General features: G+C 65.6%; 20 protein-coding genes. 14 read left to right on the forward strand and 6 right to left on the reverse strand.

Features of this window, described 5'->3' with window-relative positions:
• The first annotated feature begins 49 nt into the window (after window positions 1-49).
• The 9 genes from AC4D14_RS12100 to AC4D14_RS12140 all read left to right on the forward strand — a co-directional run bounded on the left by AC4D14_RS12100 (window position 50) and on the right by AC4D14_RS12140 (window position 8,972).
• Entirely contained in the window at window positions 50-265 is a 216-nt protein-coding gene (locus tag AC4D14_RS12100) for a PLD nuclease N-terminal domain-containing protein (RefSeq protein ID WP_490902609.1), read from the forward strand.
• 69 nt (window positions 266-334) lie between these two features.
• Window positions 335-787, forward strand: coding sequence for a VOC family protein (locus AC4D14_RS12105; protein ID WP_490902610.1), 453 nt, complete (start codon window positions 335-337; stop codon window positions 785-787).
• A 90-nt stretch (window positions 788-877) separates the two neighbouring features.
• A complete protein-coding gene (locus AC4D14_RS12110; protein WP_490902611.1) occupies window positions 878-1,705 on the forward strand; it encodes a DUF1206 domain-containing protein in 828 nt (275 codons plus the stop codon).
• Window positions 1,706-1,888: 183 nt separating this feature from the next.
• Window positions 1,889-2,668 (forward strand): glucose 1-dehydrogenase, encoded by a 780-nt coding sequence (locus AC4D14_RS12115; RefSeq protein WP_490902612.1) that lies wholly within the window; start codon window positions 1,889-1,891, stop codon window positions 2,666-2,668.
• A 50-nt stretch (window positions 2,669-2,718) separates the two neighbouring features.
• Entirely contained in the window at window positions 2,719-4,200 is a 1,482-nt protein-coding gene (locus AC4D14_RS12120; RefSeq protein ID WP_490902613.1) for an aldehyde dehydrogenase, read from the forward strand.
• 76 nt (window positions 4,201-4,276) lie between these two features.
• On the forward strand, window positions 4,277-5,362 hold the full coding sequence (locus tag AC4D14_RS12125) for an ABC transporter substrate-binding protein (RefSeq protein WP_490902615.1): 1,086 nt from the start codon (window positions 4,277-4,279) through the stop codon (window positions 5,360-5,362).
• A gap of 69 nt (window positions 5,363-5,431) precedes the next feature.
• A complete protein-coding gene (locus tag AC4D14_RS12130) occupies window positions 5,432-7,012 on the forward strand; it encodes a sugar ABC transporter ATP-binding protein (protein ID WP_490902617.1) in 1,581 nt (526 codons plus the stop codon).
• Window positions 7,009-7,977 carry an ABC transporter permease gene (locus AC4D14_RS12135; protein WP_490902619.1) on the forward strand — a complete coding sequence of 323 codons (969 nt, stop codon included), beginning with the start codon at window positions 7,009-7,011 and terminating at the stop codon, window positions 7,975-7,977. The genes AC4D14_RS12130 and AC4D14_RS12135 overlap by 4 nt, the downstream gene beginning before the upstream one ends.
• Window positions 7,978-7,997: 20 nt before the next feature.
• On the forward strand, window positions 7,998-8,972 hold the full coding sequence (locus tag AC4D14_RS12140) for an ABC transporter permease (RefSeq protein ID WP_490902620.1): 975 nt from the start codon (window positions 7,998-8,000) through the stop codon (window positions 8,970-8,972).
• Between the two features lie 31 nt (window positions 8,973-9,003).
• Here the strand turns inward: AC4D14_RS12140 and AC4D14_RS12145 are convergent, their stop codons facing one another.
• The 5 genes from AC4D14_RS12145 to AC4D14_RS12165 all read right to left on the reverse strand — a co-directional run bounded on the left by AC4D14_RS12145 (window position 9,004) and on the right by AC4D14_RS12165 (window position 14,322).
• Window positions 9,004-9,762, reverse strand: coding sequence for an SDR family NAD(P)-dependent oxidoreductase (locus AC4D14_RS12145; RefSeq protein WP_490902621.1), 759 nt, complete (start codon window positions 9,760-9,762; stop codon window positions 9,004-9,006).
• A gap of 33 nt (window positions 9,763-9,795) precedes the next feature.
• Window positions 9,796-10,467, reverse strand: coding sequence for a hypothetical protein (locus tag AC4D14_RS12150; RefSeq protein WP_490902622.1), 672 nt, complete (start codon window positions 10,465-10,467; stop codon window positions 9,796-9,798).
• Window positions 10,468-10,542: 75 nt separating this feature from the next.
• Entirely contained in the window at window positions 10,543-11,616 is a 1,074-nt protein-coding gene (locus AC4D14_RS12155) for a glycerophosphodiester phosphodiesterase family protein (RefSeq protein ID WP_490903301.1), read from the reverse strand.
• A 181-nt stretch (window positions 11,617-11,797) separates the two neighbouring features.
• Window positions 11,798-12,757, reverse strand: coding sequence for a polysaccharide deacetylase family protein (locus AC4D14_RS12160; protein WP_490902623.1), 960 nt, complete (start codon window positions 12,755-12,757; stop codon window positions 11,798-11,800).
• Window positions 12,758-12,783: 26 nt separating this feature from the next.
• Entirely contained in the window at window positions 12,784-14,322 is a 1,539-nt protein-coding gene (locus tag AC4D14_RS12165; protein ID WP_490902626.1) for a purine-cytosine permease family protein, read from the reverse strand.
• 105 nt (window positions 14,323-14,427) lie between these two features.
• Here AC4D14_RS12165 and AC4D14_RS12170 point away from each other — a divergent pair, with 105 nt between their 5' ends.
• The 5 genes from AC4D14_RS12170 (at window position 14,428) to AC4D14_RS12190 (ending at window position 20,836) form a co-directional block, all read left to right on the forward strand.
• Window positions 14,428-15,969 carry a PucR family transcriptional regulator gene (locus AC4D14_RS12170; protein WP_490902627.1) on the forward strand — a complete coding sequence of 514 codons (1,542 nt, stop codon included), beginning with the start codon at window positions 14,428-14,430 and terminating at the stop codon, window positions 15,967-15,969.
• Window positions 15,970-16,201: 232 nt separating this feature from the next.
• The gene (locus tag AC4D14_RS12175) at window positions 16,202-17,539 is read left to right on the forward strand and encodes an MFS transporter (protein WP_490902628.1); all 1,338 of its coding nucleotides are present in this window, start codon (window positions 16,202-16,204) and stop codon (window positions 17,537-17,539) included.
• Between the two features lie 59 nt (window positions 17,540-17,598).
• Window positions 17,599-18,855, forward strand: coding sequence for an aminopeptidase P family protein (locus AC4D14_RS12180; protein ID WP_490902629.1), 1,257 nt, complete (start codon window positions 17,599-17,601; stop codon window positions 18,853-18,855).
• Between the two features lie 72 nt (window positions 18,856-18,927).
• The gene (locus tag AC4D14_RS12185; RefSeq protein ID WP_490903302.1) at window positions 18,928-19,800 is read left to right on the forward strand and encodes an IclR family transcriptional regulator; all 873 of its coding nucleotides are present in this window, start codon (window positions 18,928-18,930) and stop codon (window positions 19,798-19,800) included.
• 28 nt (window positions 19,801-19,828) lie between these two features.
• Window positions 19,829-20,836: a YeiH family protein gene (locus tag AC4D14_RS12190; RefSeq protein WP_490902630.1), complete on the forward strand. Its 1,008-nt coding sequence runs from the start codon at window positions 19,829-19,831 to the stop codon at window positions 20,834-20,836.
• 58 nt (window positions 20,837-20,894) lie between these two features.
• Here AC4D14_RS12190 and AC4D14_RS12195 read toward each other — a convergent pair whose 3' ends face one another.
• Window positions 20,895-21,269: a VOC family protein gene (locus AC4D14_RS12195; protein ID WP_490902631.1), complete on the reverse strand. Its 375-nt coding sequence runs from the start codon at window positions 21,267-21,269 to the stop codon at window positions 20,895-20,897.
• Window positions 21,270-21,329 lie beyond the last annotated feature (60 nt).

Below are 21,329 nucleotides of genomic sequence, written 5' to 3' on the forward strand. Positions count from 1 at the left end.
CCTTGGCGGGGAGTCCCGGTGGGCAAGAGCCAACTGAAGAGGGGGAGCTGTGACTCAGAAGAAGTCGTGGAGTGAACTCAAGCCGCGGGAGCGGAAAGCAATTGCCGTTACCGGGGTGCTTCAGCTCGCGCTGCTCGCCGCAGCGCTGACCGACCTCGCCCGGCGGCCCCAGAGCGGAATACGCGGCAAAAAGCCCGCCTGGGTTGCCGCCTCGTTCATCAACTTCGCCGGACCCCTCGCCTATTTCCTTTTCGGCCGCCGGTAGGGCCCAACGCCCGCTGCGGCCCCACACTTCTATTCGCATGCATGTCGTTTCGATGGCAAAGGAGCCCTCATGACAACGAATGTTTTCATCAACCTGCCGGTCACCGACCTTGAGCGGTCGAAAAAGTTCTACACCGATCTCGGCTGGACGCTGAACCCGGCCTTCACCGACGACAACGGCGGCGCCCTGATGGTCAGCGACACCATCTACGTGATGATCCTGACGCATGAGAACTACAGGCGCTTCACGGACAAGGAGATCGCCGACAGCGCACGGACCTCTGCTGTGATCAACGCGCTCAGCGTCGATACGCCCGAGGAGATCGACACCTTCGTGGATACCGCAGTGCAGGCGGGAGCCGTGGAGGGCAAGGCGCAGGACTACGGCTTCATGCGCTCCCGTGCGTTCAGCGATCCCGACGGGCATCAGTGGGAGGTCCTGTGGATGGACCCGATCGCCTCCTCCGGCGACTGGGAGGCGGTATCGCAGAAGTATCCCCAGGCGGGGTCCGCGCAGATGTAGCGTGAGCGCCCGGCCCCGGCCCCGTCCCATCTGATCCCGTCCCCTGAACGGGGAATCAGTGGCAGGATGGAGCCACACACAGGAGGCATCATGAGCGAGGCCAAACGGCAGGTATCCAAAGCGGCAGACGCCGCCGAAGAAGCCACCGATTCCAAAGGATTCATTCTCGCCGCGAGGGCAGGGTATGCCGCGGCGGGCCTCCTGCACCTGCTGATCGGCGTGATCGCGCTGCGCATCGCCACGGGGGGTTCGGGAAGCGCCGATTCAAGCGGTGCACTGCAGCAACTCGCCTCAGGACCGGGCGGTAAGTTTCTCCTCTGGGCGTGTTTCCTCGGCTGCATTGCCCTCGCCCTGTTCATGGCCAGCGACGCCATCCTCGGGTCCCGCCGCCTGGCCAGCGCTGATCGGACTAAGCACGCGGCGAAAGCCGGTGCCCAGGCCGTTGCCTATGCCACTGTCGGCGCCGGTTTCGGGGTCTACGCGTTGGGCGGATCAAGTGACAGCAGTTCATCAACGCAATCGGCGAGCGCGTCCCTCATGGCGAGCCCGGCCGGAGTGGCACTCCTTTTCGCCATCGGCGCCGCCCTCGTAGCAACCGGCGGCTATTTCATCTACAGCGGGGCCACCAAGAGGTTCCAGCGGAACCTCACCCGGCTCCCACCGGGTTCCGCGGGATCCGCAGTAAGCACCCTGGGCACCGTCGGCTACATCGCCAAGGGGATTGCGCTCGTCGTCCTTGGCGTCCTGCTTGGCATTGCCACATTGAGGCACAATCCGGAGGAGTCGACGGGGCTCGACGGCGCCCTCAAGTCCCTTCAGGAGCAGCCGTTCGGCGTCTACATCCTCGGGGCCGTCGCCGTCGGGCTCATCTGCTACGGAGTTTTCGGAATCGTGAGGTCGAAGTACCAGCGCATGTGAGGTTCCGGCCCTAGCCGCCCCTCTGGGGCGGACGGAGCCGCTTCCCCGGTCGGGCAACCGTTGTCCCGCCTTGACACCCTTGACCCTCGATGTAATCTGTATCACAGCAGAAAACCGGTTTTTTAGCTCACAGGGCAGGGGGCGCGCTCCGCGCCGCCGGAACACTACTGAGGAGAAATACACATGGGATCACTTGAGGGCAAGGTCGCACTCATCACTGGCGCTGCTTCCGGAATGGGCAAGGCGATGGCGGTCGGCTACGCCGAGGAAGGCGCGCATGTCGTTATCGCGGACCTGAACCTTGACGGGGCGAAGGAAACCGCCGAGGCCATCCGGGCCACGGGAGGATCGGCCTCCGCCGTCTCCCTCAACGTCGCGGATCCACAGCAGTCAAAGGCCGTCACCGAGGACATCGTCAACGAGCACGGCCGGATCGACATCCTGGTGAACAATGCGGGCATCGGCCTGATCAAGCCCCTTTGGGAAACCACTCCCGAAGAGTGGGACCGCATCATGAGCGTCAACGTCAAGGGCCTGTTCTTCCTGACCCAGGCGGTCTGTGAACCCATGCGGAAACAGCGCAGCGGCAAGATCATCAACATGGCGTCGATCGCCGGCCGCCGCGGAGAAGCCCTTGTTGCCGCCTACTGTGCCTCCAAGGCCACAGTCATCTCGATTACGCAGTCAACCGCGATGGCCATGGCCGAGTACGGGGTCAACGTGAACGCCATGGCGCCGGGCATCGTCGACACCCCCTACTGGAAGGAAGTCGACAAGCAGTTCGGTGAGATCACGGGCAAAGCCGAAGGCGAGACGTTCAAGAGCGCCGCGGACGCCATTCCGCTGGGCCGGACCTCCGTGCCCGAAGACGTCGTGCCCCTGGCGATCTTCCTCGCCGGCCCGGGCTCGGACTACATCACCGCCCAGACCTACAACGTCGAGGGCGGAATGGTCATGAGCTGAGGCCCCGGCCTCCCCTCGCCCAGCACCCTCCCGATTTCGAAAGGACCGTTGTGAGCGTTTCCATCCTCACCGAGAATTCCCTGCTTGGACCATCCCCCGCCATGCTCGTTGGAGGGCAGTGGATCTCCACCGAAAAGACCCGCGCCGTCGAAAACCCGGCCACCGGTGAAGTGATCACCGCGGTTCCCGAAGCCGGCCAGGAGCACCTCGAGGAGACCCTCGCGGTGGCCTACAAGGCGCAGAAGCAGTGGGCGCGGCGCACCTACGCCGAGCGGGCCGAGGTTCTTGGCTCGATCATCCGCACCGTCGACGAACATGCCGAGGAACTGGCGCAGATCGTCGTCGCCGAACAGGGCAAGACGATCACCGAGGCCCGCGGGGAAATCGGTGGGGTCAAGGCCTTCTTCGACTTCGCGCAAAGCCAGAAATACCGAAACGTCGGCGAGGTTGTCGCGTCGTCGGCTTCCAGCCGCCAGCTCATGGTGAGGGAGGAACCGATCGGGATCGTTGCGGCGATCATCCCGTGGAACTTCCCCGCGGCGATCTTCGCCCGCAAGGTGGCGCCCGCGCTGATGGCCGGCAACGCCATCGTGCTCAAGCCCAGCGAAATGACTCCCCTTTCGGCCCTCGCCATGGCCAAGGTCTGCGAGAAGGCCGGCGTCCCGGCCGGGCTCGTGAGCGTACTGACCGGCGCCGGCAGGGAAATCGGCAAGGCGCTTGTTGAACACCCCCTGGTCGGCATGGTCACGGTGACCGGCTCCACCCGCGCCGGCCGCGAGATCCTGGCCCAGGCCGCGGAGAAGGTTATCCCGGTGTCCCTTGAACTGGGCGGCAAGGCCCCGGTGATCGTCTTCGATGACGCCGACCTGGACCTTGCTGTGCAGGAGGCGTTCGAGTCGCGGTTCTGGAACTGCGGGCAGGTGTGCACCTGCAACGAGCGCACCTACGTCCAGCGCGGGGTGCATGACGAGTTCGTGCGGCGCCTCGTGGAGAAGATCCGCGGGTTCGTCGTCGGCGATCCCCTCGATGACGGCAGCCAGATGGGCCCGAAGGTCTCCCAGGCCGAATGGGACAAGGTCAAGGCCTTTGTCGACGGCGCCGTCGACGCCGGTGCCCGGCTCGAAATCGGCGGCGGCCGGCCGGAGGACCGCGCGGACGACAAGGGGTTCTGGTTCGCTCCGACCGTCCTGACCGGAGTCACCAACGACATGGACATCGTTCAGCAGGAGGTGTTTGGGCCGGTGCTGCCCATTATTCCCTTCGACACGTACGACGAGGTGGTCGAGTACGCGAACTCAACCGACTACGGCCTGACGGCGTACGTCTACACCGAGAACGTGCGGACGGCCCTCTCCCTGACCGAAGACCTCGAATTCGGTGAGGTGTACGTCAACCAGACCGGCCCGGAGCAGGTGCAGGGGTTCCACACCGGGTGGAAGATGTCGGGCCTCGGCGGGGACGACGGCCAGCACGGCTTCGAACGCTACACCCGCAAGAAAACCGTCTACCTGGATTACCGCCGCGGCAGTTAGCGCGAACACGTTCAACGCCCCGGGCGAAACGGCCGGGGCCGCGGTCAGCACGTCACTCAACAAGGAAGTTGGAACAATGAAATCGCACTCCACCCCAATCCTTAAGTCCCTTGCCTGTGTGGCCGTCCTGGGGTTCACCCTGACCGGCTGCACCAACACGGGAACCAACGCCGGCGGCTCCGGAGGCGGGACCTCAGAGGCACCCCAGGGCACCGAGCAGTCCGTCGCCTCCTCCGAGGGGCCGACGTGCTCCATTGAGGACTACGGAGCCGAGAAGATCGACCTGAAGAACGCCGTCGTCGGGTTCTCGCAGTCCGAAAAGGAAGACAACCCGTTCCGGATCGCCGAAACCCAGTCGATCAAGGACGAAGCGGAGAAGATCGGGGTGAAGAAGCTGATCACCACCAACGCCCAGTCCACCCTGTCCAAGCAGATCTCCGACATCCAGGACATGATTTCCCAGGGCGCCCAGGTGCTGATCGTCGCTCCCCTGAATTCCGATGGGCTTGAGCCTGCCCTCAAGGCGGCCCGGGACAAGAACATTCCCGTCATCACCATCGACCGGAAGGTCAACGCGACCCCCTGCGAGGATTACGTATCCTTCCTGGGATCGAACTTCGTCGAGCAGGGCAAGCGGGCCGCCGATCAGCTGATCGAGGGCACCGACGGAAAGGCGAAGGTCGCGATCCTGCTCGGATCCTCCGGCAACGGCGTGACAATCGACCGCACCAAGGGGTTCAAGGACCAGGTCGCGGCTGAAGCGCCGGACGTCGAGATCGTGGCGGAGCAGACCGGCGACTTCGCCCGCGACAAGGGCCAGTCAGTCACCGAGCAGCTCCTGCAGGCGAACCCCGACATCACCGCGATCTACGCTGAAAACGACGAAATGGGACTGGGCGCCCAGGCGGCAATCATCGCTGCAGGGAAAACCCCGGGCACCGACATCCAGATCTACTCCATCGACGGCACCAGGAATGCCGTGGAGCAGATCACCGCAGGCTCCTACAACGGAGTGATCGAGTCCAACCCCCGCTTCGGTCCGCTGGCGTTCAAGACGATCACCGAGTTCATGGAAGGCACGCCGGTGGGACAGGACATCATCATCTCGGATTCCGAATACGATCCTTCGAATGCTGCCGAGCGCGTGAGCTCCGCCTACTAAGCGCAATGACGGCGGGGCCGGCACTGAAGCCGGCCCCGCCTCCAACACCGTTCCAGAAAGGCAGCAAGCGTGACACAGCAGCTCAGCACCGCCCCATCGGCGTCAGTGCTCGAAGCCCGCGGGGTGGGTAAGAACTTCGCCGGCGTCGCGGCCCTGCAGAACGTTGACTTCGTTCTGCGGGCCGGTGAAAGCCTGGCCCTCATGGGAGAGAACGGCGCCGGAAAATCGACGCTGATCAAGGTGCTCACCGGGGTGTACCAGCCGGACGAGGGGGAACTGTTCCTCCACGGCAAACCGGCCAGTTTCGCCCGGCCCGTCGACGCCCAGAAATCCGGAATCAGCACCATCTACCAGGAGGTCAACCTCGTCCCCCTGATGACGGTCGCCCAGAACATCTTCCTCGGACGTGAGCCCCGGAACCGTCTCGGCCTCATTGACTTCAAGCGCATGCAGGACGAGGCGCGCAACCTCCTGGCGACGTACGACATCCATATCGATGTGCGCCGGCCCCTGCGCAGCCTCGCGCTGGGGCTGCAGCAGATGGTCGCACTTGCCCGGGCGGTTTCGATCGACGCCCGCGTGGTCATTATGGACGAGCCCACATCCTCACTCGAAGCCCGCGAGGTGGAAACCCTCTTCCGGGTCATCGGCATGCTCCGCGAGCAGGGAATCGCGATCGTCTACGTCAGCCACCGGATGGACGAGATCTTCCGGATCTGCGAAACCGTCACCGTCCTGCGGGACGGCAAGGTGGTCCACAACGGCCAACTGGCAGACCTCTCCCGGGTTGAACTGGTTGCGCTGATGCTCGGCCGCTCAGTGGAGAAGGTCAAGCGCGGCGGAGTGACCGCCTTCGGGGAAGCCAAGGAAGGCGAGGGCGAGCCCGTCCTCGTGGCCAAGGACCTGAGCCGCAAACACCAGATCAGCGGCATCGGCCTTGACATCCGGCCGGGCGAAGTTGTGGGCCTCGGAGGCCTTCTCGGATCCGGACGCTCGGAAACGCTCAAGGCGATGGCAGGCGTCATGCAGCTGGACGAAGGCAGCCTGACCGTCGACGGGAAGCGGGTCCGGAGCGGATCGGTCGCGACGGCAATCCGGGCAGGGGTGGTCATGCTCCCCGAGGACCGGAAGGCCGAAGGCATCGTGCCCAACCTCTCGATCCGGGACAACATCGTCCTGGCTGCCCTCCCCCGCCTGTCCCGGGCCGGATTCACCTCCCGGGCGAAACAGGACGCAATCGTCGACGTGTTCATGAAACGCCTGCGGATCAAGGCCTCCAGCCCGAACCAGGTGGTGTCCGAACTGTCCGGCGGCAACCAGCAGAAGGTCATGATCGCCCGCTGGCTGGCCATGAGCCCCAAGGTCCTCCTGCTCGACGAACCCACCCGCGGGATCGACGTCGGCGCCAAGGCGGAAGTCCAGGCGCTCATCAACGAGCTCGCCGATGAAGGCCTCGCCATCGTCCTCGTGTCCTCCGAACTCGAAGAGGTTGTCGAAGGATCCGCCCGCGTCGTCGTCCTTCGGGACGGTTCGGTGGAGCGTGAGCTGCGTGGAAGCGAAGTGACCGAGGAACACCTCATGGCCGCTCTGGTCGGAGAAGAACACTCATCGACGGATGAGGATGAAGCTGAGATTAAGGAAAGCCTGTGAGTACGGTAACCGCTGCTGTCCGCCTACCCGGGAAGGGGTCGACCCTTGTCTTCCTCCAGCGGTACGGGGTCTATCTGGCCATTGCGCTGCTGCTCCTGTTCAACCTGGTCTTCACGCCGAACTTCATGACGCTTGATAACTTCCGCGTCCAGTTCATCCAGGTTGTTCCGGTGCTCATCGTGGCCCTCGGCATGGCCCTGGTCATCGGCACGGAGGGCATCGACCTCAGCGTCGGTGCGGTCATGGCGCTGTCGGCGGCGGTGATCCCGCTGTATATCGGGTACGGGCCCCTGCCCGCGGCGCTCATCGCCATCGCGGCCGGATGCCTGATCGGCCTGGCCAACGGCACGATGATCGCGCTCATCGGCGTCCAGCCGATCGTTGCGACCCTCTCCCTCATGGTCGCCGGCCGCGGCATCGCACTCCTTGTGGCCGACGAGCAGCTCAAATCCGTCGTTCATCCGGGCTTCCTTGCCCTGGGCCGCGGAACCGTGGCCGGGGTGCCGTACAGCGTCCTGCTCGCCTTCATCCTCGTGCTTGCGGTGGCGGTGCTGGTGAACCGGACAACCTTTGGCAAGCAGCTCGTCTCCATCGGTGGAAGCCGGCGGGCGGCAGAGCTGTCCGGGCTTCCCGTGAAGCGGATCCTGATCACCGTCTACATCCTTGTCGCTGCGCTCGCTGCAATCGCCGGGATCATCCAGACCGCACGGCTCAGCGCTTCGGTGCCCTCCACCGTCGGTAACCTCATTGAGCTTTCCGCTATCACCGCAGTCGTGATCGGCGGCACTCCCCTCAGCGGAGGCCAGGTGAAAGTCCTCGGAACCGTCGCAGGCGCCCTGCTCCTGCAGCTCATCGCGGCGTCGCTGATCAAGCACAACGTGCCCGACGCGTACTCCCAGATCACCCAGGCCGTGATTATTCTCCTCGCGGTCTACCTTCAGCGTGGAAAGGCGGCCATCAAGTGAGTCTGGCCTTGGAACCCAGCGTGGGTCCGGTAACGAACCAGCAGGTGACGCGGGAGCGGATCGCGGGGAACGTTCAGCGGTACGGCGCGGCGATCGTGCTGGGGCTGCTCCTCGTGATCGGCAGCTTTGCCTTCCCGACCTTCCCCACCCTGAGCAACTTCACCAACATCGCCACGCAGTCGTCGTTCCTGCTGATCGTGGCAGCCGGCATGACGTTCGTGATCCTCACCGGCGGGATCGACCTCTCCGTCGGCTCCGTCTACGCCCTCGGCGGCATCCTTGCAGCCTACGGATCGACGTGGGGCATCGCTGGCGCACTCCTCCTGCCGCTCCTTGTGTGCGGGGCCGTCGGCGTCCTCCAGGGACTGCTGATCGCCTACGGGGGCATGGCTCCCTTCATCGTCACGCTGGCGGGCCTGCTCGGCATCCGCGGCCTGGTGTTCGCCCTGACCAATGAGGGTGCCAACACTCCGCTGATCAAGGACACTTCGGTCGCGTTGATGGGCCAGGGCAACGTGCTCGGCCTGCGCTGGCCGGTGGTGATCGCCGTGATCGTGGTGGTCGTTGGCACTGTGCTGCTCGCCCGCGGCAGGGGGCCACAGGCGATCCTCGCCGTCGGAGGGTCCGAAAGCGCTGCCATCCTCATGGGCCTGCCGGTGGCCCGCGTGAAATTCAGCGTCTACGTGGTGAGCGGGCTCTGCGCCGGACTGGCCGGCGCCCTGAACGCCGCCTACTCCTCCTCGGGGGTCCCCACTGTCGGCGTCGGGCTGGAGCTGAGCGCGATCGCCGCCGTCGTCATCGGCGGAACCCTGCTCACCGGAGGCCGCGGCAACCTCATTGGAACCACGGCCGGTGTTCTCCTGCTGACCGTGATCCAGAACCTGATCAACCAGGTGGGCTCCCTCACCTCGTCGGTCCAGTCGGTGGTCTCCGGGGTCTTCCTGGCCATCGTGGTGATCATCCAGACGGTGCTCTCCCGCACCCAGCGCCTGTAGCTGGGCGATTTCGGGGCGTCCCACCTGCCGGTCAACGCAGGTAGGACGCCCCGTTTGCGTCTACCACCGTTCCGCTGACCCACTCCGGCGCCCCGCCGGCGAGCCACAGCACGACGGCGGCAACCTCCTCCGGCTCGGCGACCCGCCCGAACGGGCTCTGGGCCCGGACCGCGTCGCCCTGGGACCCCTGCAGCACCGGCCGGCCCATTTTCGTGTCGACGAAACCGGGGGCGACGGCTGCCGCGAAGATGCCGTGCGGCGCAAGCGCGACCGCAAGGGACTGCGTCATTGCGTGAAGCGCCGCCTTGCTCGCGCCGTATGCCGGGGTGGCCGGCTCGCCCCGGTAGGCTCCGCGGGAACCAACGCTGATGATCCGCCCTCCCGCGGGCCCTTGGGAGCGGTGAAGCAGGTGGTCGGCCATGAGCCACGAAAGATTGGCCGGGCCAAGCAGGTTCACCTCAAGGGTGCGGCGCCACGCCTGCTGCCACTCGGCAAACGACGTGCCGTCGACAGGGTGGGACTGGAAGATCCCGGCGTTGTTGACGAGGACGTCGATGCCGCCGAGTTCCGCGGCCGCCCCGGCGAACACCTGCTCGCACGCCTCCGGCGAGGCAAGGTCCCCGACGACGACGGCGTGCCCCTCACCCGGCAGCCCGGCCCTCACCCGTTCGGCGGCCTCTGCGTCGTGCCCGGCGTGCACGGCCACCCGATGCCCCGCTTCGGCGAGCACCGTGGCGATCGCCGCCCCGATGCCGCGTCCGGAGCCCGTCACTAGAATCGATTTCGTCATTTCCGCGACGATACCGAACCGGGGCCCGGGTGGCTATTGGGGCTCATCGGAGGTCGCGTCCCGGCCAAGTTTCACGGCGGTGGCAGCCATCTCATCGGAGAGCTTCAGAACGTCCCACACACCGGCGAGGCGGGTGTCCCCGCTGAACGCCGTCACCGTGGTTCCTCCATTGGCGTCCTCGACGAAGAAGTGGACAAAAACGGGATGCTTCAGGTGGCGGGCAGCTTCCCGGTGCCGCAACTCGGTGACATCCCAGTCCTTGCCCAGCTCCACCCAGAGGGAGGTACCCACCATCCGTGCGCGTGCCCCCGGCGCGCTGAAGACGGCGCGCAGGGCCTGGAGGGTTTGCTGAACTCCCGTGGCTGATACCCAGGTCTCCTCGGCAGAGAAGTGCTTGGCGGCCGTGCGCCGCATGACGTCGGCGGGCAGCAGGACGGGCCGGCGCAGGGAACCGCCCTGGGTGAAAAGCACCGCCAGCACAAAGAGTGCCGCGTAGAAGTAGAGGTGGGAGAACGCCGTATGGAGGAAGGTATCGCCTGAAAGCTCCCCCCAGATACTGACGGTAAACCACCCCACCAGAGCGATCAGGGCAGTCGCGATCTTGCGCAACGGCGTCGTGAAGTAGAGCATCAGCCGCTGCACCCAGCTCAGCTCCTCGTCGGGTGGCCCGCCGGCAGCGCCCCCATTCGGCCGGTCCGAAGTCATGCGCAAGTGTCGCACGGGCCGGGCGTTTTCGGCAGGGGTGAACCTGCGCGAACGCCCGGCCCGCGGCCTGGTTTCCTAGGAGTGAACCTTGGGCTCCTTGTACTGGTGCGGGAGCTTCATCGATTTCTCGGCGAGGACTTCGCGCAGCCGGTCCGGGTAATCGGTGATGAGGCCGTCGACGCCGAGGTCGACCAGGGAGGACATCGTGGCCTTGTCATTGATGGTCCACGGGGTGATCTGCATTCCCGCCGCGTGCGCACGCTGAACCATGTCGGCGGTGACGTACGGAACGTAGTTCCCGTCGTCGACCGTTCCGTTCTGGGGTGAGCCGTGGACCGGGGAGACGGCGTCAAAGCCCAGGTGGGTGGCCGCCTCGATGAGGTCGCCGCCGAAGTCGTCGGCGTCGATGCCGCCGAGCCAGGGCGAGGCTCCGGGCTGACCGATCTGCAGGAAGTCCTTGTTGGTCAGCGCCACCGTCCGGATCTGAGGTGCCTGCTCCTGCACGAGGCGCAGCGCTCCCCAGTCGAAGCTCTGGATGGATACCCGGCGGCTCATCCCTGCCTCTTCGATCTCCCGCAGTGCCACCTCAATGAACGGCTCCCGCGGGGCGGTCTGTTCCGGGGCGCCCGCTTCGACCTTCGTTTCGATGTTGAATTCCACCTGGCTCGCCCTGTACTGCTTGGTCAGGTCGAACAGCTCGGCGAGGGTGGGCATTTTCTCGCCCGGTGCGGTGACCTGGCCGGGGAAGGCGGCAAGCGCCCGGGACCCGCAGTCGAGGGTGCGCACCTGGTCGAACGTGAGGTCCTTGACGTACTTGCCGACGTAGGGAAACTTCGGATCGCCGGGGACCAGGGGCCCCGTGTCCGCGCACTTCCTGCCGTCGATCTTTCGGTCATGGGTGATCACTTCCCTGCCGTCCCGGGTGATCTGCAGGTCGAGCTCGAGCGTTGAAACCCCTGTGCGCAACGCGGTGGCGAATGCCGGAAGCGTGCTCTCCACGGTGAGGCCGACCCCGCCGCGGTGCGCCTGGACATCGAAGTGCTTAATGCCGCTGGCGGGGGTGGTATCGCCGACGGGCGTGGTCTCGCTGCCGGTCATCGGCGCCTCAGTGGGGATGGCGGCGGCGGGGGCGGGGACGCCCAGTGCCATCCCAAGGCAGAGGACGGCAGTTGCGGGGACAAGACGTGGATTCACGGGGCTCCTCGATCGGTGGGGTTTGCGCTCCCACCGTCGCTGGGGCCCGCGAACGAACCGGAATCAACAGATGGATGGGGTGCGGACTCCCCCTGAACATCGGGCTAACCGGTCCCGCCCGCCCGTCGGAGCCCAGTCAGCCGGACGACGCCGTCCGCTCCGTGTCGCGGACCATTGGAGGCGTGAAGCGGACATCGGTGTCGGGGAAGGAGGGGACGGAAATCCGGGCGTGGCTGTGGATTTCGGTGACGGCGCTGCGGGTGTGCTCGGCGATCCGCTCCAAGGTGGTCACCCACATGCCGTCGAGCGCCTTGACCCGCTCGATCAGCTTTTCCAAGGCAACGGCCCGGGAAGGCCGGCCCGAGATGAACGGATGATTCGTCAAAACGAAGCAGCTTCCCGCCGAGTGGTGGGCTTCGGCTTCCAGGGTCCACATTTCGAGGACCTTGGCTGGGCTTTCGATGACGCCGCTTCCGGTCACGCCCGGGTAGAAGGCGTACTGCTCCCAGTCGTCGAGGGCCCAGTCGACGGGGATCTCGACGAGGTCGCGGGAGTCACTCTCGGCCACGCTGAACCGGTAGGGGGCGTCGCCGTCGAGCAGGCTTGAGTCGTAGAGGAATCCGCGGTCGGCGAGCAGCGCGGCGGAGTGCCAGTTGAACTCCCACCAGGGGGCGCGGTAGCCCACCGGCTCAACCCCTCCGGCCTTGGCCAGCGCCTCGAGCCCCCTGTCGATGTAGCGTGCTTCGGTTGCTGCGTCGATGCCCTGCATCGGCTCGTGCAGGTAGCCGTGATGGGCCACTTCGTGCCCGCCGTCGACAATGCGCTTAACCGTGTCCGGGTAGCATTCCGCGGTAAATCCCGGAACGAAGAATGTTGCCTGAATGTCCTGGCGGTCGAGGATCTGGAGCAGCCGCGGCACGGCAACCTTGGGCCCGTAGGACTGGTGCGTCATCAGGGACATCCGGCGGGTGCTGGCGGGGTCGTGGGCGATCGTGCAGGACTCGGCGTCGACGTCGAAAGTGAAGGAGGCTGCGGCCCGGTGCCCTTCGGGCCAGGTGATGGGATGGGCAGAGTCTGCGAAGGCGGGATTGTTCATTGTCCTGGTGTCCTTGGGGCTAGAGGCTAGATGCTGGCGGCCGGGAGGGCCGGAGCCGGAACGCTTGCCGGTCCGCTGATAACCGGTTCCTGGCTGGGCGCGGCGTCGGGGGCGGAGTCGGACGCCGACAGGTAGCGGCGGTGGACCCGCGAGCCAAGGATCGCGTAGCTGACGGCGCTGGACAGTCCGCCGGCGAGCCAGGACAGGTCCCATCCGCCGAGGGCAACGGCCACGGGGCCCTGCATCGCCGGCACCAGCCCGTACATGAACAGCCAGGTGGCGAAGATGCCGATCAGAAGTGAGAAAACGCCTGCGAAGTTCACGACCGGAAGCCGTTTGGTGCCGACGCGGTCGAACAGCCGTGAGGGGTTTCCGGGCCAGCGCTTTTCGATCCAGAAGTAGTGGACCAGCATGACCCCGCCCCAGGCGGCGACCCAGGCGACGAGACCGATCAGCCAGGCGTCGAGGACCGCCGCGAAGTCCTCCTGGAAGATGAAGTACACCACTGCGGCGAGGGAGAAGACGCCGACGAACAGGTTCAGCTTGCGGCGGCTGATGGTGATGTCGAGTGCCTGGGTGGCAACGGAGAAGGTGTAGATGTTCAGGATGTTCGTGGCGATAGGGCCGTGCAGCACCATGAGCAGCACGGGCAGGGCGAGGACGCCGAAGTTCTGGACAATCAGCTTCCCGGGGTCGATCTCACCGCTGTTTGTCGCAAGGCTCGCGCCGAGTACGCCGAGCCAGACAACGGGGATGAACTGGCCGAGAACCGATGCCAGGTACACCTTGCGCTTGGGCACCTCGGTGCTGACGAAGCGGGAGTAGTCGGCGGCGTAGGTGAACCAGGTGATGCCCCAGCCGATGCCGATGGCGGTCATGACAGCACTCATTGCGGCTATCCGCTCGGAACCTTCGAGGATGTTCCCCGCCGGGCCGGCGTAGGACCAGTCGATCTTGATGCCGAACCATGCGACGGCGGACATGACGGCGAGGATGATGATTGTGGGAGGCACCGTCCATTTTTCAAAGGCCGCAATGGCCCTGTACCCGAACCAGGCGATGGCGACCTGTGTGGCCATGATGGCCGTGGCGACGCCGATCTTCCACGCGTAGTTGTTGGCGGTCGGATCCACCCATCCAAGGGTGCCGAAGAGGGCCATGACGAGGTCCAAAATGATCCAGGTGTTAACCGCGCACCAGCCGATCACCAGGAGCGCCTGGATGGCGGCCGGCAGGTAGTTTCCGCGCCGGCCGAACGCGGCCCGGGCAAGGACCATGCCCGTGGCACCGGTCTTCTGGCCAAGGAGGACGAAGCAGCCGAACAGCAGCATCCCGACCAGGTTGCCAAGCACAAGCACGGTGACTGTGTCGGCGAAGCCCAGTCCGAGGTGGATGCCGAGGGCGCCGAGCACCCAGTTGATTGGGGCAAGGTTGGCGCCGGCCCAGATCCAGAACTGGCCTGAAACTTTCCGGGTCCGCTGGGATTCGGGAATGGGTTGGAGCCAGGCTTCGCAGTCTTCAGCGCCGGTGTGGACGACGGGAGGTTGGGGGGATTGCTGGTGCATTGAGGCCTCCAGAGGGGGATGGATTCCTCAAGATTATGTGGCGCGCACCACACCTACCATATACATTGTGTCTACAGAAATCCCATCCGACGCGACGGAGTGTCGATGCCCATACGCCTCGAAGATGCGCTGAAGCATCCGAGTTTCATCGTCGCCGACCCGGTGATCCGGGCCGGGGCCGGCGCCGTCCCCACAACCCAGCTCCGGTGGATCCACTCCAGCGAAGTGTTGGACATCGCTCCCCTCCTGGGGGGCGGGGAACTCCTGCTGACCGGCGCCCAGGCGCTCGCCGTGGCACCCGAGGCCCGCAGGGTCAGCTACATTCACGAGCTGGCGGAGCGCGGTGTTGCAGCCCTCGCCATCGAAACCGGCCCGGCCTTTCCTTCGCTTCCGGCATCGATGGTTTCGGCGGCGGAAGCAGCGGGTTTTCCGTTGATCGAACTGCGCCGGGTGGTGCCCTTCGTCACCGTCATGCAGGCAATCAATTCGATGCTGGTCAGCCAGTCGGTGTCCAATTTGCAGCGTGCCGATGAGGCCAGCCACGCGATGGCTATCGAGCTGGCACACGGCGGCAGCCTCGACCGGATTCTTGCCGTCCTCGCCGGCATCACCGGGGCCACGGTGGCTTTGACCTCCACAACGGGGTCGACGCTTGCCAGCGCTGCCCCTCCCACTGCCGGGGCCGACTTTGCCGACCCGGAGCGGATGACAGGAGAGGACGCCCGCCCGATCTCCTTTGACGTGCCCGTGCGCGGGATTCCGTCGGCGCGCCTTGATCTGTATCCGCCCCCTGAGGCCGACGCGAACCTGGCGCGCGTGGCCGGGCGCCGGTCAGTGGACATCCTGGCGCTGGCCTTGCTGCAGCGGATGCCCCCGGGACTGAAGGAGGTGTCGGGTGCTGCGCTGCTTCGCGCGGTCGATTCCGGCACGCAGGTCTGGCGGATTCAGCAGCTCGCTGCCGCAGCAGGCATTCCGGTCGCCGCGCCGGTCGTGGCCGTCGTCATCCGCTCGCCGCAGACGCAACACCTGAGGGGAGCTGTGGAGCATGTGCTGACCGGGCTCGGCCAACAGGGCGCCAGCTATGTGGACAACGACGAGCTTCTGGCCCTGGCGGTCCTGCGCGGTGGGAGCCACGTCGCGAGCCGGTCGGCCCTTCTGGCCGGGCTCGGGACGCTTGATGCCCCGGACGGGACGCTTGGCGCTGTTGGACCGTTGGCCACCGGGATCTCCCAGGCCCCCTGGTCATTGTCGGAGGCACGTCTCAGCCTGACACTGGCGGACGACGCCGCACTGTCGGCGCCCCGGGCAGCGGCGCCGGGCAGCACAGTTGTGGACGCCGAGAGTTTCGCCGTCGAACGCCTCACGGTCCAGTCGGTTGACAGCGGCCGCCGCGGCAGCTTCGTCCGTCAGCAGCTGGGACCGCTCCTGGACCACGATGCCCAGCGCAATTCGCAGCTGCTCCTCACCTTGGCGACCTGGCTCGATTCAGGCTGCAACACAGCCAGGGCCGCCCGGCGCCTGCATGTCGAAAGGCAGTCGATGCATCAGCGGCTGCAGAGGATCTTTGAGCTCTGCGGCGGAGACCCGCGGGAAACCGGACGGCTGGCGGCCCTGCACCTTGCCGCCCGCATGGCCGCACTGCGCTGAGTAGGACTTCCGCACCGCAACCTCCCTGTCCCCGAAGGCCCTAGTGCAACAGTGTCGCTGCATGTGCAACTCGTTGCGATTTCCAAGGGTGCCGCCGATCAGCTCATGCTTCGAGGTAATTTTCCCTCCACTCCCGCGTATTGCTGCCCTGCACCTCTTGACTGTGGCGCACGCCACTCCTACGCTGGTGCAACAGCGTTGTTTCAGATGCAACTAGCTAATTGGTGGATACATGAGTTACGAAACCTCCTCGCCGGCTTCAAGCGACCAGCTGACGGCAATCGACAATTCAGGCGTGAGCACGCAGACGCGGCGCAGGGTCATCGCCGCCAGTTTCATCGGCAACTTCGTCGAATGGTTCGACTACGCGGTGTACGGCTACCTGGCCGTGACCATCGCGACCGTCTTTTTCCCCGAGTCCGACCCCCAGACCGGACTCCTGCTGACCTTCGCCCTTTTCGCCATCTCGTTCCTGGTCCGCCCGCTCGGCGGATTCGTCTGGGGGCACATCGGCGACAGGGTCGGGCGGAGGACAGCCCTCTCCCTTTCAATCCTGATCATGTCCGGAGCAACCTTCTGCATCGCGCTGATTCCGGGCTATGCCACGATCGGCATCTGGGCACCGATCCTGCTCCTGGTGCTCAGGGTTGCGCAGGGCTTCTCCGCCTCCGGCGAATACGCCGGAGCATCGGCCTTTTTGGTGGAGTACGCCCCGGCAAGCAAGCGCGGCCTTTACGCCGCGGTGGTACCCGCCAGCACCGCCGCCGGCCTGCTGTTCGGTTCGCTGATCGCCGGGTTGTTGACCCTGCTGCTCACCTCCGACGCCATGCACAGCTGGGGATGGCGGCTGCCGTTCCTGCTGGCCGCCCCGATGGGCCTGATCGGACGCTACATCCGGACCAAGCTCGAGGACACCCCGGTGTTCCGCGAACTTGCCGCCGAAGATGCGGCAATCAAGGCACCGGTCTTCAGCCTGTTCCGCGACCACTGGCGCCTGCTGCTGAGGGCCGTCGGAGCTGTGCTGCTCAACGCCGTCGGCTTCTACGTGATCCTCAGCTACATGCCGACCTACCTCTCCTCTGAACTGGGCCTTGGAGCAACTGAGTCATTCCTCGCGACAACGATCGCGCTTGCCACCTACATCGGCTTCATCTTCCTGACAGGCATGCTTTCCGACCGCTACGGCCGGAAGAAAGTGCTCATTGCGGCTTCACTCAGCTTCATCGTGCTGACCGTGCCGGCCTTCGCCCTGCTGGGCACCGGGAGCTTCCTGGTCATCGTCCTCGTGCAGATCCTGCTCGGTGCGATGCTGACCCTTAACGACGGCACACTGCCGAGCTTCCTTGCCGAAATGTTCCCCACCCGCGTCCGCTACAGCGGCTTCGCGGTCAGCTTCAACCTCTCCAACGCGCTCTTCGGCGGCACCGCTCCCTTCATGGCGACGCTGCTGATCGCGACCACCGGCAGCGACCTGGCCCCGGCCTGGTACCTTGCCGCAGCCGCCGTCGTCTCCCTGATCGCCGTCGCGCTGTCCCGGGAAACCTGCAAGGAACCACTGCGCCACGAATAGCCCAACCGGCGCTCCACCTGTCCCCCACCGAACCGCCCCCATCGAAAGGCCCAATTCCAATGACCAGCACCGAAACCGAAGCAGTCAACGACGTCGCCAAGCTCGACCGCCTCAAGACCCTTAACAACGGGCAGAAGGTCCGCCTCACGTTCTCCGACACCGAGTTCGAACGGCGCCTGGCCGGGCTGCGCCGCATCATGGCGGAAAAGGACCTCGACGCCGTCGTCCTGACCAGCTACCACTCCATCAAGTACTATTCCGATTTCCTCTTCACCTACTTCGGCCGCTCCTACGGCATGGTGGTGACCAAGGACGACACCGTCACCATCACTGCCAACATCGACGCCGGCATGCCGTGGCGGCGCAGCTTCGGCGATAACCTCGTCTACACGGACTGGCGCCGGGACAACTACATCCACGCCATCCAGGAGACTCTGCGCACCCGGGGCATCAACGTCCGCCGGCTCGGCGTCGAGGATGACTCCCTCCCCCTTGATAACCGCAACAAGATCCAGGCGGCCTTCCCATCGGCCACGCTGGTTGATGTGGCCCAGGCAGCCATGCGCCAGCGCATGATCAAGTCCGCTGAGGAGATCGAGGTCATCAAGCACGGCGCACGGATTGGTGACCTGGGCGGCGAAGCGATCCGCAACGCCATCACCGCCGGAATCACCGAGTATGAGGTGGCGCTGATCGGCACCGAGGCCATGGTGCACGAGATCGCCCGGACCTTCCCGGACTCCGAAATCCGCGACACCTGGGTGTGGTTCCAGTCGGGCATCAACACCGACGGCGCCCACAACTGGGCAACAACGCGCAGGATTCAGGAACACGACATCCTTTCCCTCAACTGCTTCCCGATGACGTCCGGCTATTACACGGCTCTCGAGCGGACGCTCTTCTACGGCGAACCGGACGCCCGCTCCCTTGAACTGTGGAACATCAACGTTGAGGTCCACCGGCGCGGCCTTGAGCTCATCAAGCCGGGCGCCGTCTGCAAGGACATCGCCGCCGAGCTCAACGAGATTTACATCGGCCACGGGCTGCTGGCGAACCGGACCTTCGGCTACGGCCACTCCTTCGGCGTCCTGAGCCACTACTACGGGCGCGAAGCCGGGCTTGAACTGCGCGAGGACATCGACACCGTCCTCGAACCGGGCATGGTCGTCTCAATGGAACCGATGATCACCGTCCTTGACGGCGAGCCCGGTGCCGGCGGTTACCGCGAACACGACATCCTGGTGGTCGGCGAGAACGGAGCGGAGAACATCACGAAGTTCCCCTTCGGCCCCGAGTACAACATCGTGGGCGCCTAGTCCGCCCAAGCACCGGCCTGTCGAGCGGCGCCACGTCACCGTGGCGCCGCTTTTCGGGCAACATACGGAATGATGGTGAAGACCATGACCCTCGAAGACGCTCCCGAAACCAATGGAAACGGCGATACCAAAGGCGCCTCCGTCATTGTCAATGCCATCGCCGTCCTGCGAAGCTTCACCGCGGATGAGCCGCTGCTTGGCGTCACCGAGATCGCGAACCGGGTTGGCCTGCACAAGAGCACCGTTTCCCGCATCCTTGCCACGTTCGAACAGGAACACCTCGTGGAACGGGACCCGGACACCCGCCGGTTCCGCCTTGGCCTCGGTCTGATCGCCGTCGCCGGACCCCTGCTTGCCGAACTCGAGGAACGGCGCGTGGCCTACCCCGTTCTCCGCGAACTCGCCGAACAGACCGGTGAAACCAGCGCCCTCATGGTGTGGAGCGGCTCGGAATCTATGTGCGTTGAACAGATCCCCAGTCACCAGCAGATCAAACACACAACACCGTTGGGCGCCCGTTACAACGACGCCATGAGTTCCTCAGTGCAGGTCTTCCTCGCCTCGGAACCCGTTGAACGCGTGAAGGCCCTGCTGCGCAGCGGCACAATCGCCTATCCGGGAATCGACGAAAGCAGCATCGAGGCCTACCTGCTCCGGCTCAAGGACGACACCCGGCGCGGCTGGGCCATCAACTACGGTGAATCCTCAATCGACGAAGTTGGCGTAGCGGCGCCCGTCTATAACCACCGCGGCGACGTCGTTGCTGCGGTGCTCATACCCGCACCCCGTTTCCGCGTTTCCACAGATCGGCTGCAAAGCCTTGGAGAATCGTGCGCTGCGGCCGCCCGCAAGGTCACTGCGCGCCTTGGCGGACGTTCCCCTGAATCAGCGCCCGAACCTGCACCCGACCACGCAGGTTCGACCTCCCGCACGGTGCGGCGTTGACGGAGACGACACCATTCCACCTCGCCCAATGACCCGCAGGCGATCAGCGGCCGCGGTCGCCTACCTTCCGGGGATCCTTGTGATCGCGGCCGCCGTTGCCGGTGCCGTGTTTCTGGCAAGCCTGCAGGGCTTCATCGGCGCCCTGGTCATCGCTCTCGCCCTGGGATTGCTTGTCCGAAACGCAGGCCTCTTCCACCCCCGGATCCAGCCGGGCATCCGGACCGCCACCAAGCGGTTCCTGCGTCTGGGCGTCGTGATTCTTGGCCTTCAGCTTTCACTGCCCGAAATCCTGCGCCTTGGGCTTCCTGTGCTGGCCCTCATCGTCGCGTCCGTGTTCATCAGCTTTTTCCTGACCCGGTACGTCGGCGAGCGCCTCGGCCTCAGCCGGGCCGCCTCCACCCTCATGGCGGCCGGGTTTTCAATCTGCGGCGCATCGGCAATCGCTGGAATGCAAAGCATTGTGAACGCCGACGACGACGAGGTCGCCAGCGCCATCGCCATGGTGACCCTGTACGGGTCGGCCGTGATCCTTGGGCTTCCGTTGGTCGGCGGACTCCTGGGCCTGTCTGAGGAAACGTTCGGCATCTGGTCCGGTCTCGCCGTCCACGAAGTGGCGCAGGTGGTGGCAACGGCCAGCACGGCCGGCGCTGCCGCCCTGGCGGTGGCCACCGTCGTCAAGCTCGGCAGGGTGGTCCTGCTGGCACCCGTTGCCGCCCTCGTCTCGCTCGGCATCCACCGCTCCAAGGAGTTGCCGCGCGCGGCCCGCGGGGCGGCCGGTCCGGTCGTACCGCTGTTCGTCGTCGGTTTCCTGGTGCTGGTCCTTGTGCGCTCCACGGGTGTTGTCCCGGAGCCCGTCCTGGGGGCCGCGTCGGTCACGGCGACGCTGCTGCTGGCGGCGGCGATGTTCGGCCTCGGCACCGGAATCTATCTCCCGCAGGTGGCTCGCACCGGAGGCCGCAACCTGGCCCTTGGGGGAATCTCGACGGTATTCCTGGGCGGGATCACCCTCGCCGGCGCCATCCTCGTCACCGCCTAGGCCAGCACGAAGGCACCCGCTCCTGCAGGCTCGCGTGACCCGCGTCGAGCCCGGCGGTTCATGCCTCTTTGGGCGGTATTTCCTGAAGGACCCAGCGGTTGCCGTCCGGATCACTGAAGAAGGCGAAGGCAAACCCTCCCATGTCCTGCGCCTCACTGATCGGGGCGCCCCGGCGGACCAGTTCGGTCCGTGCCGCTTCCATGTTGGGCACCACGAGTTGGAGCCCTTCGAGGCTGCCGGGAACCATGCCTGTCATGCCGGTTCCGATGACGATCGAGCAGGACGACCCCGGCGGGGTGAGCTGGACGACGCGCATGCCCGGGATGTGTTCGGCGTCGTGATCGAGAACGAAGCCGAGGGTGTCGGTGTAGAAGGCCTTTGCCCGGTCCACGTCGGAGACGGGCACCTGGACGACCTCGAGGCGGAGTTCCATGTCGGTCACCCTACGGCAAGATGATCCGGCCGTGTTGAGCGCTGCTCCCCTGCCGCGGTG

Source organism: Arthrobacter sp. TJ-254, from assembly GCF_058269175.1.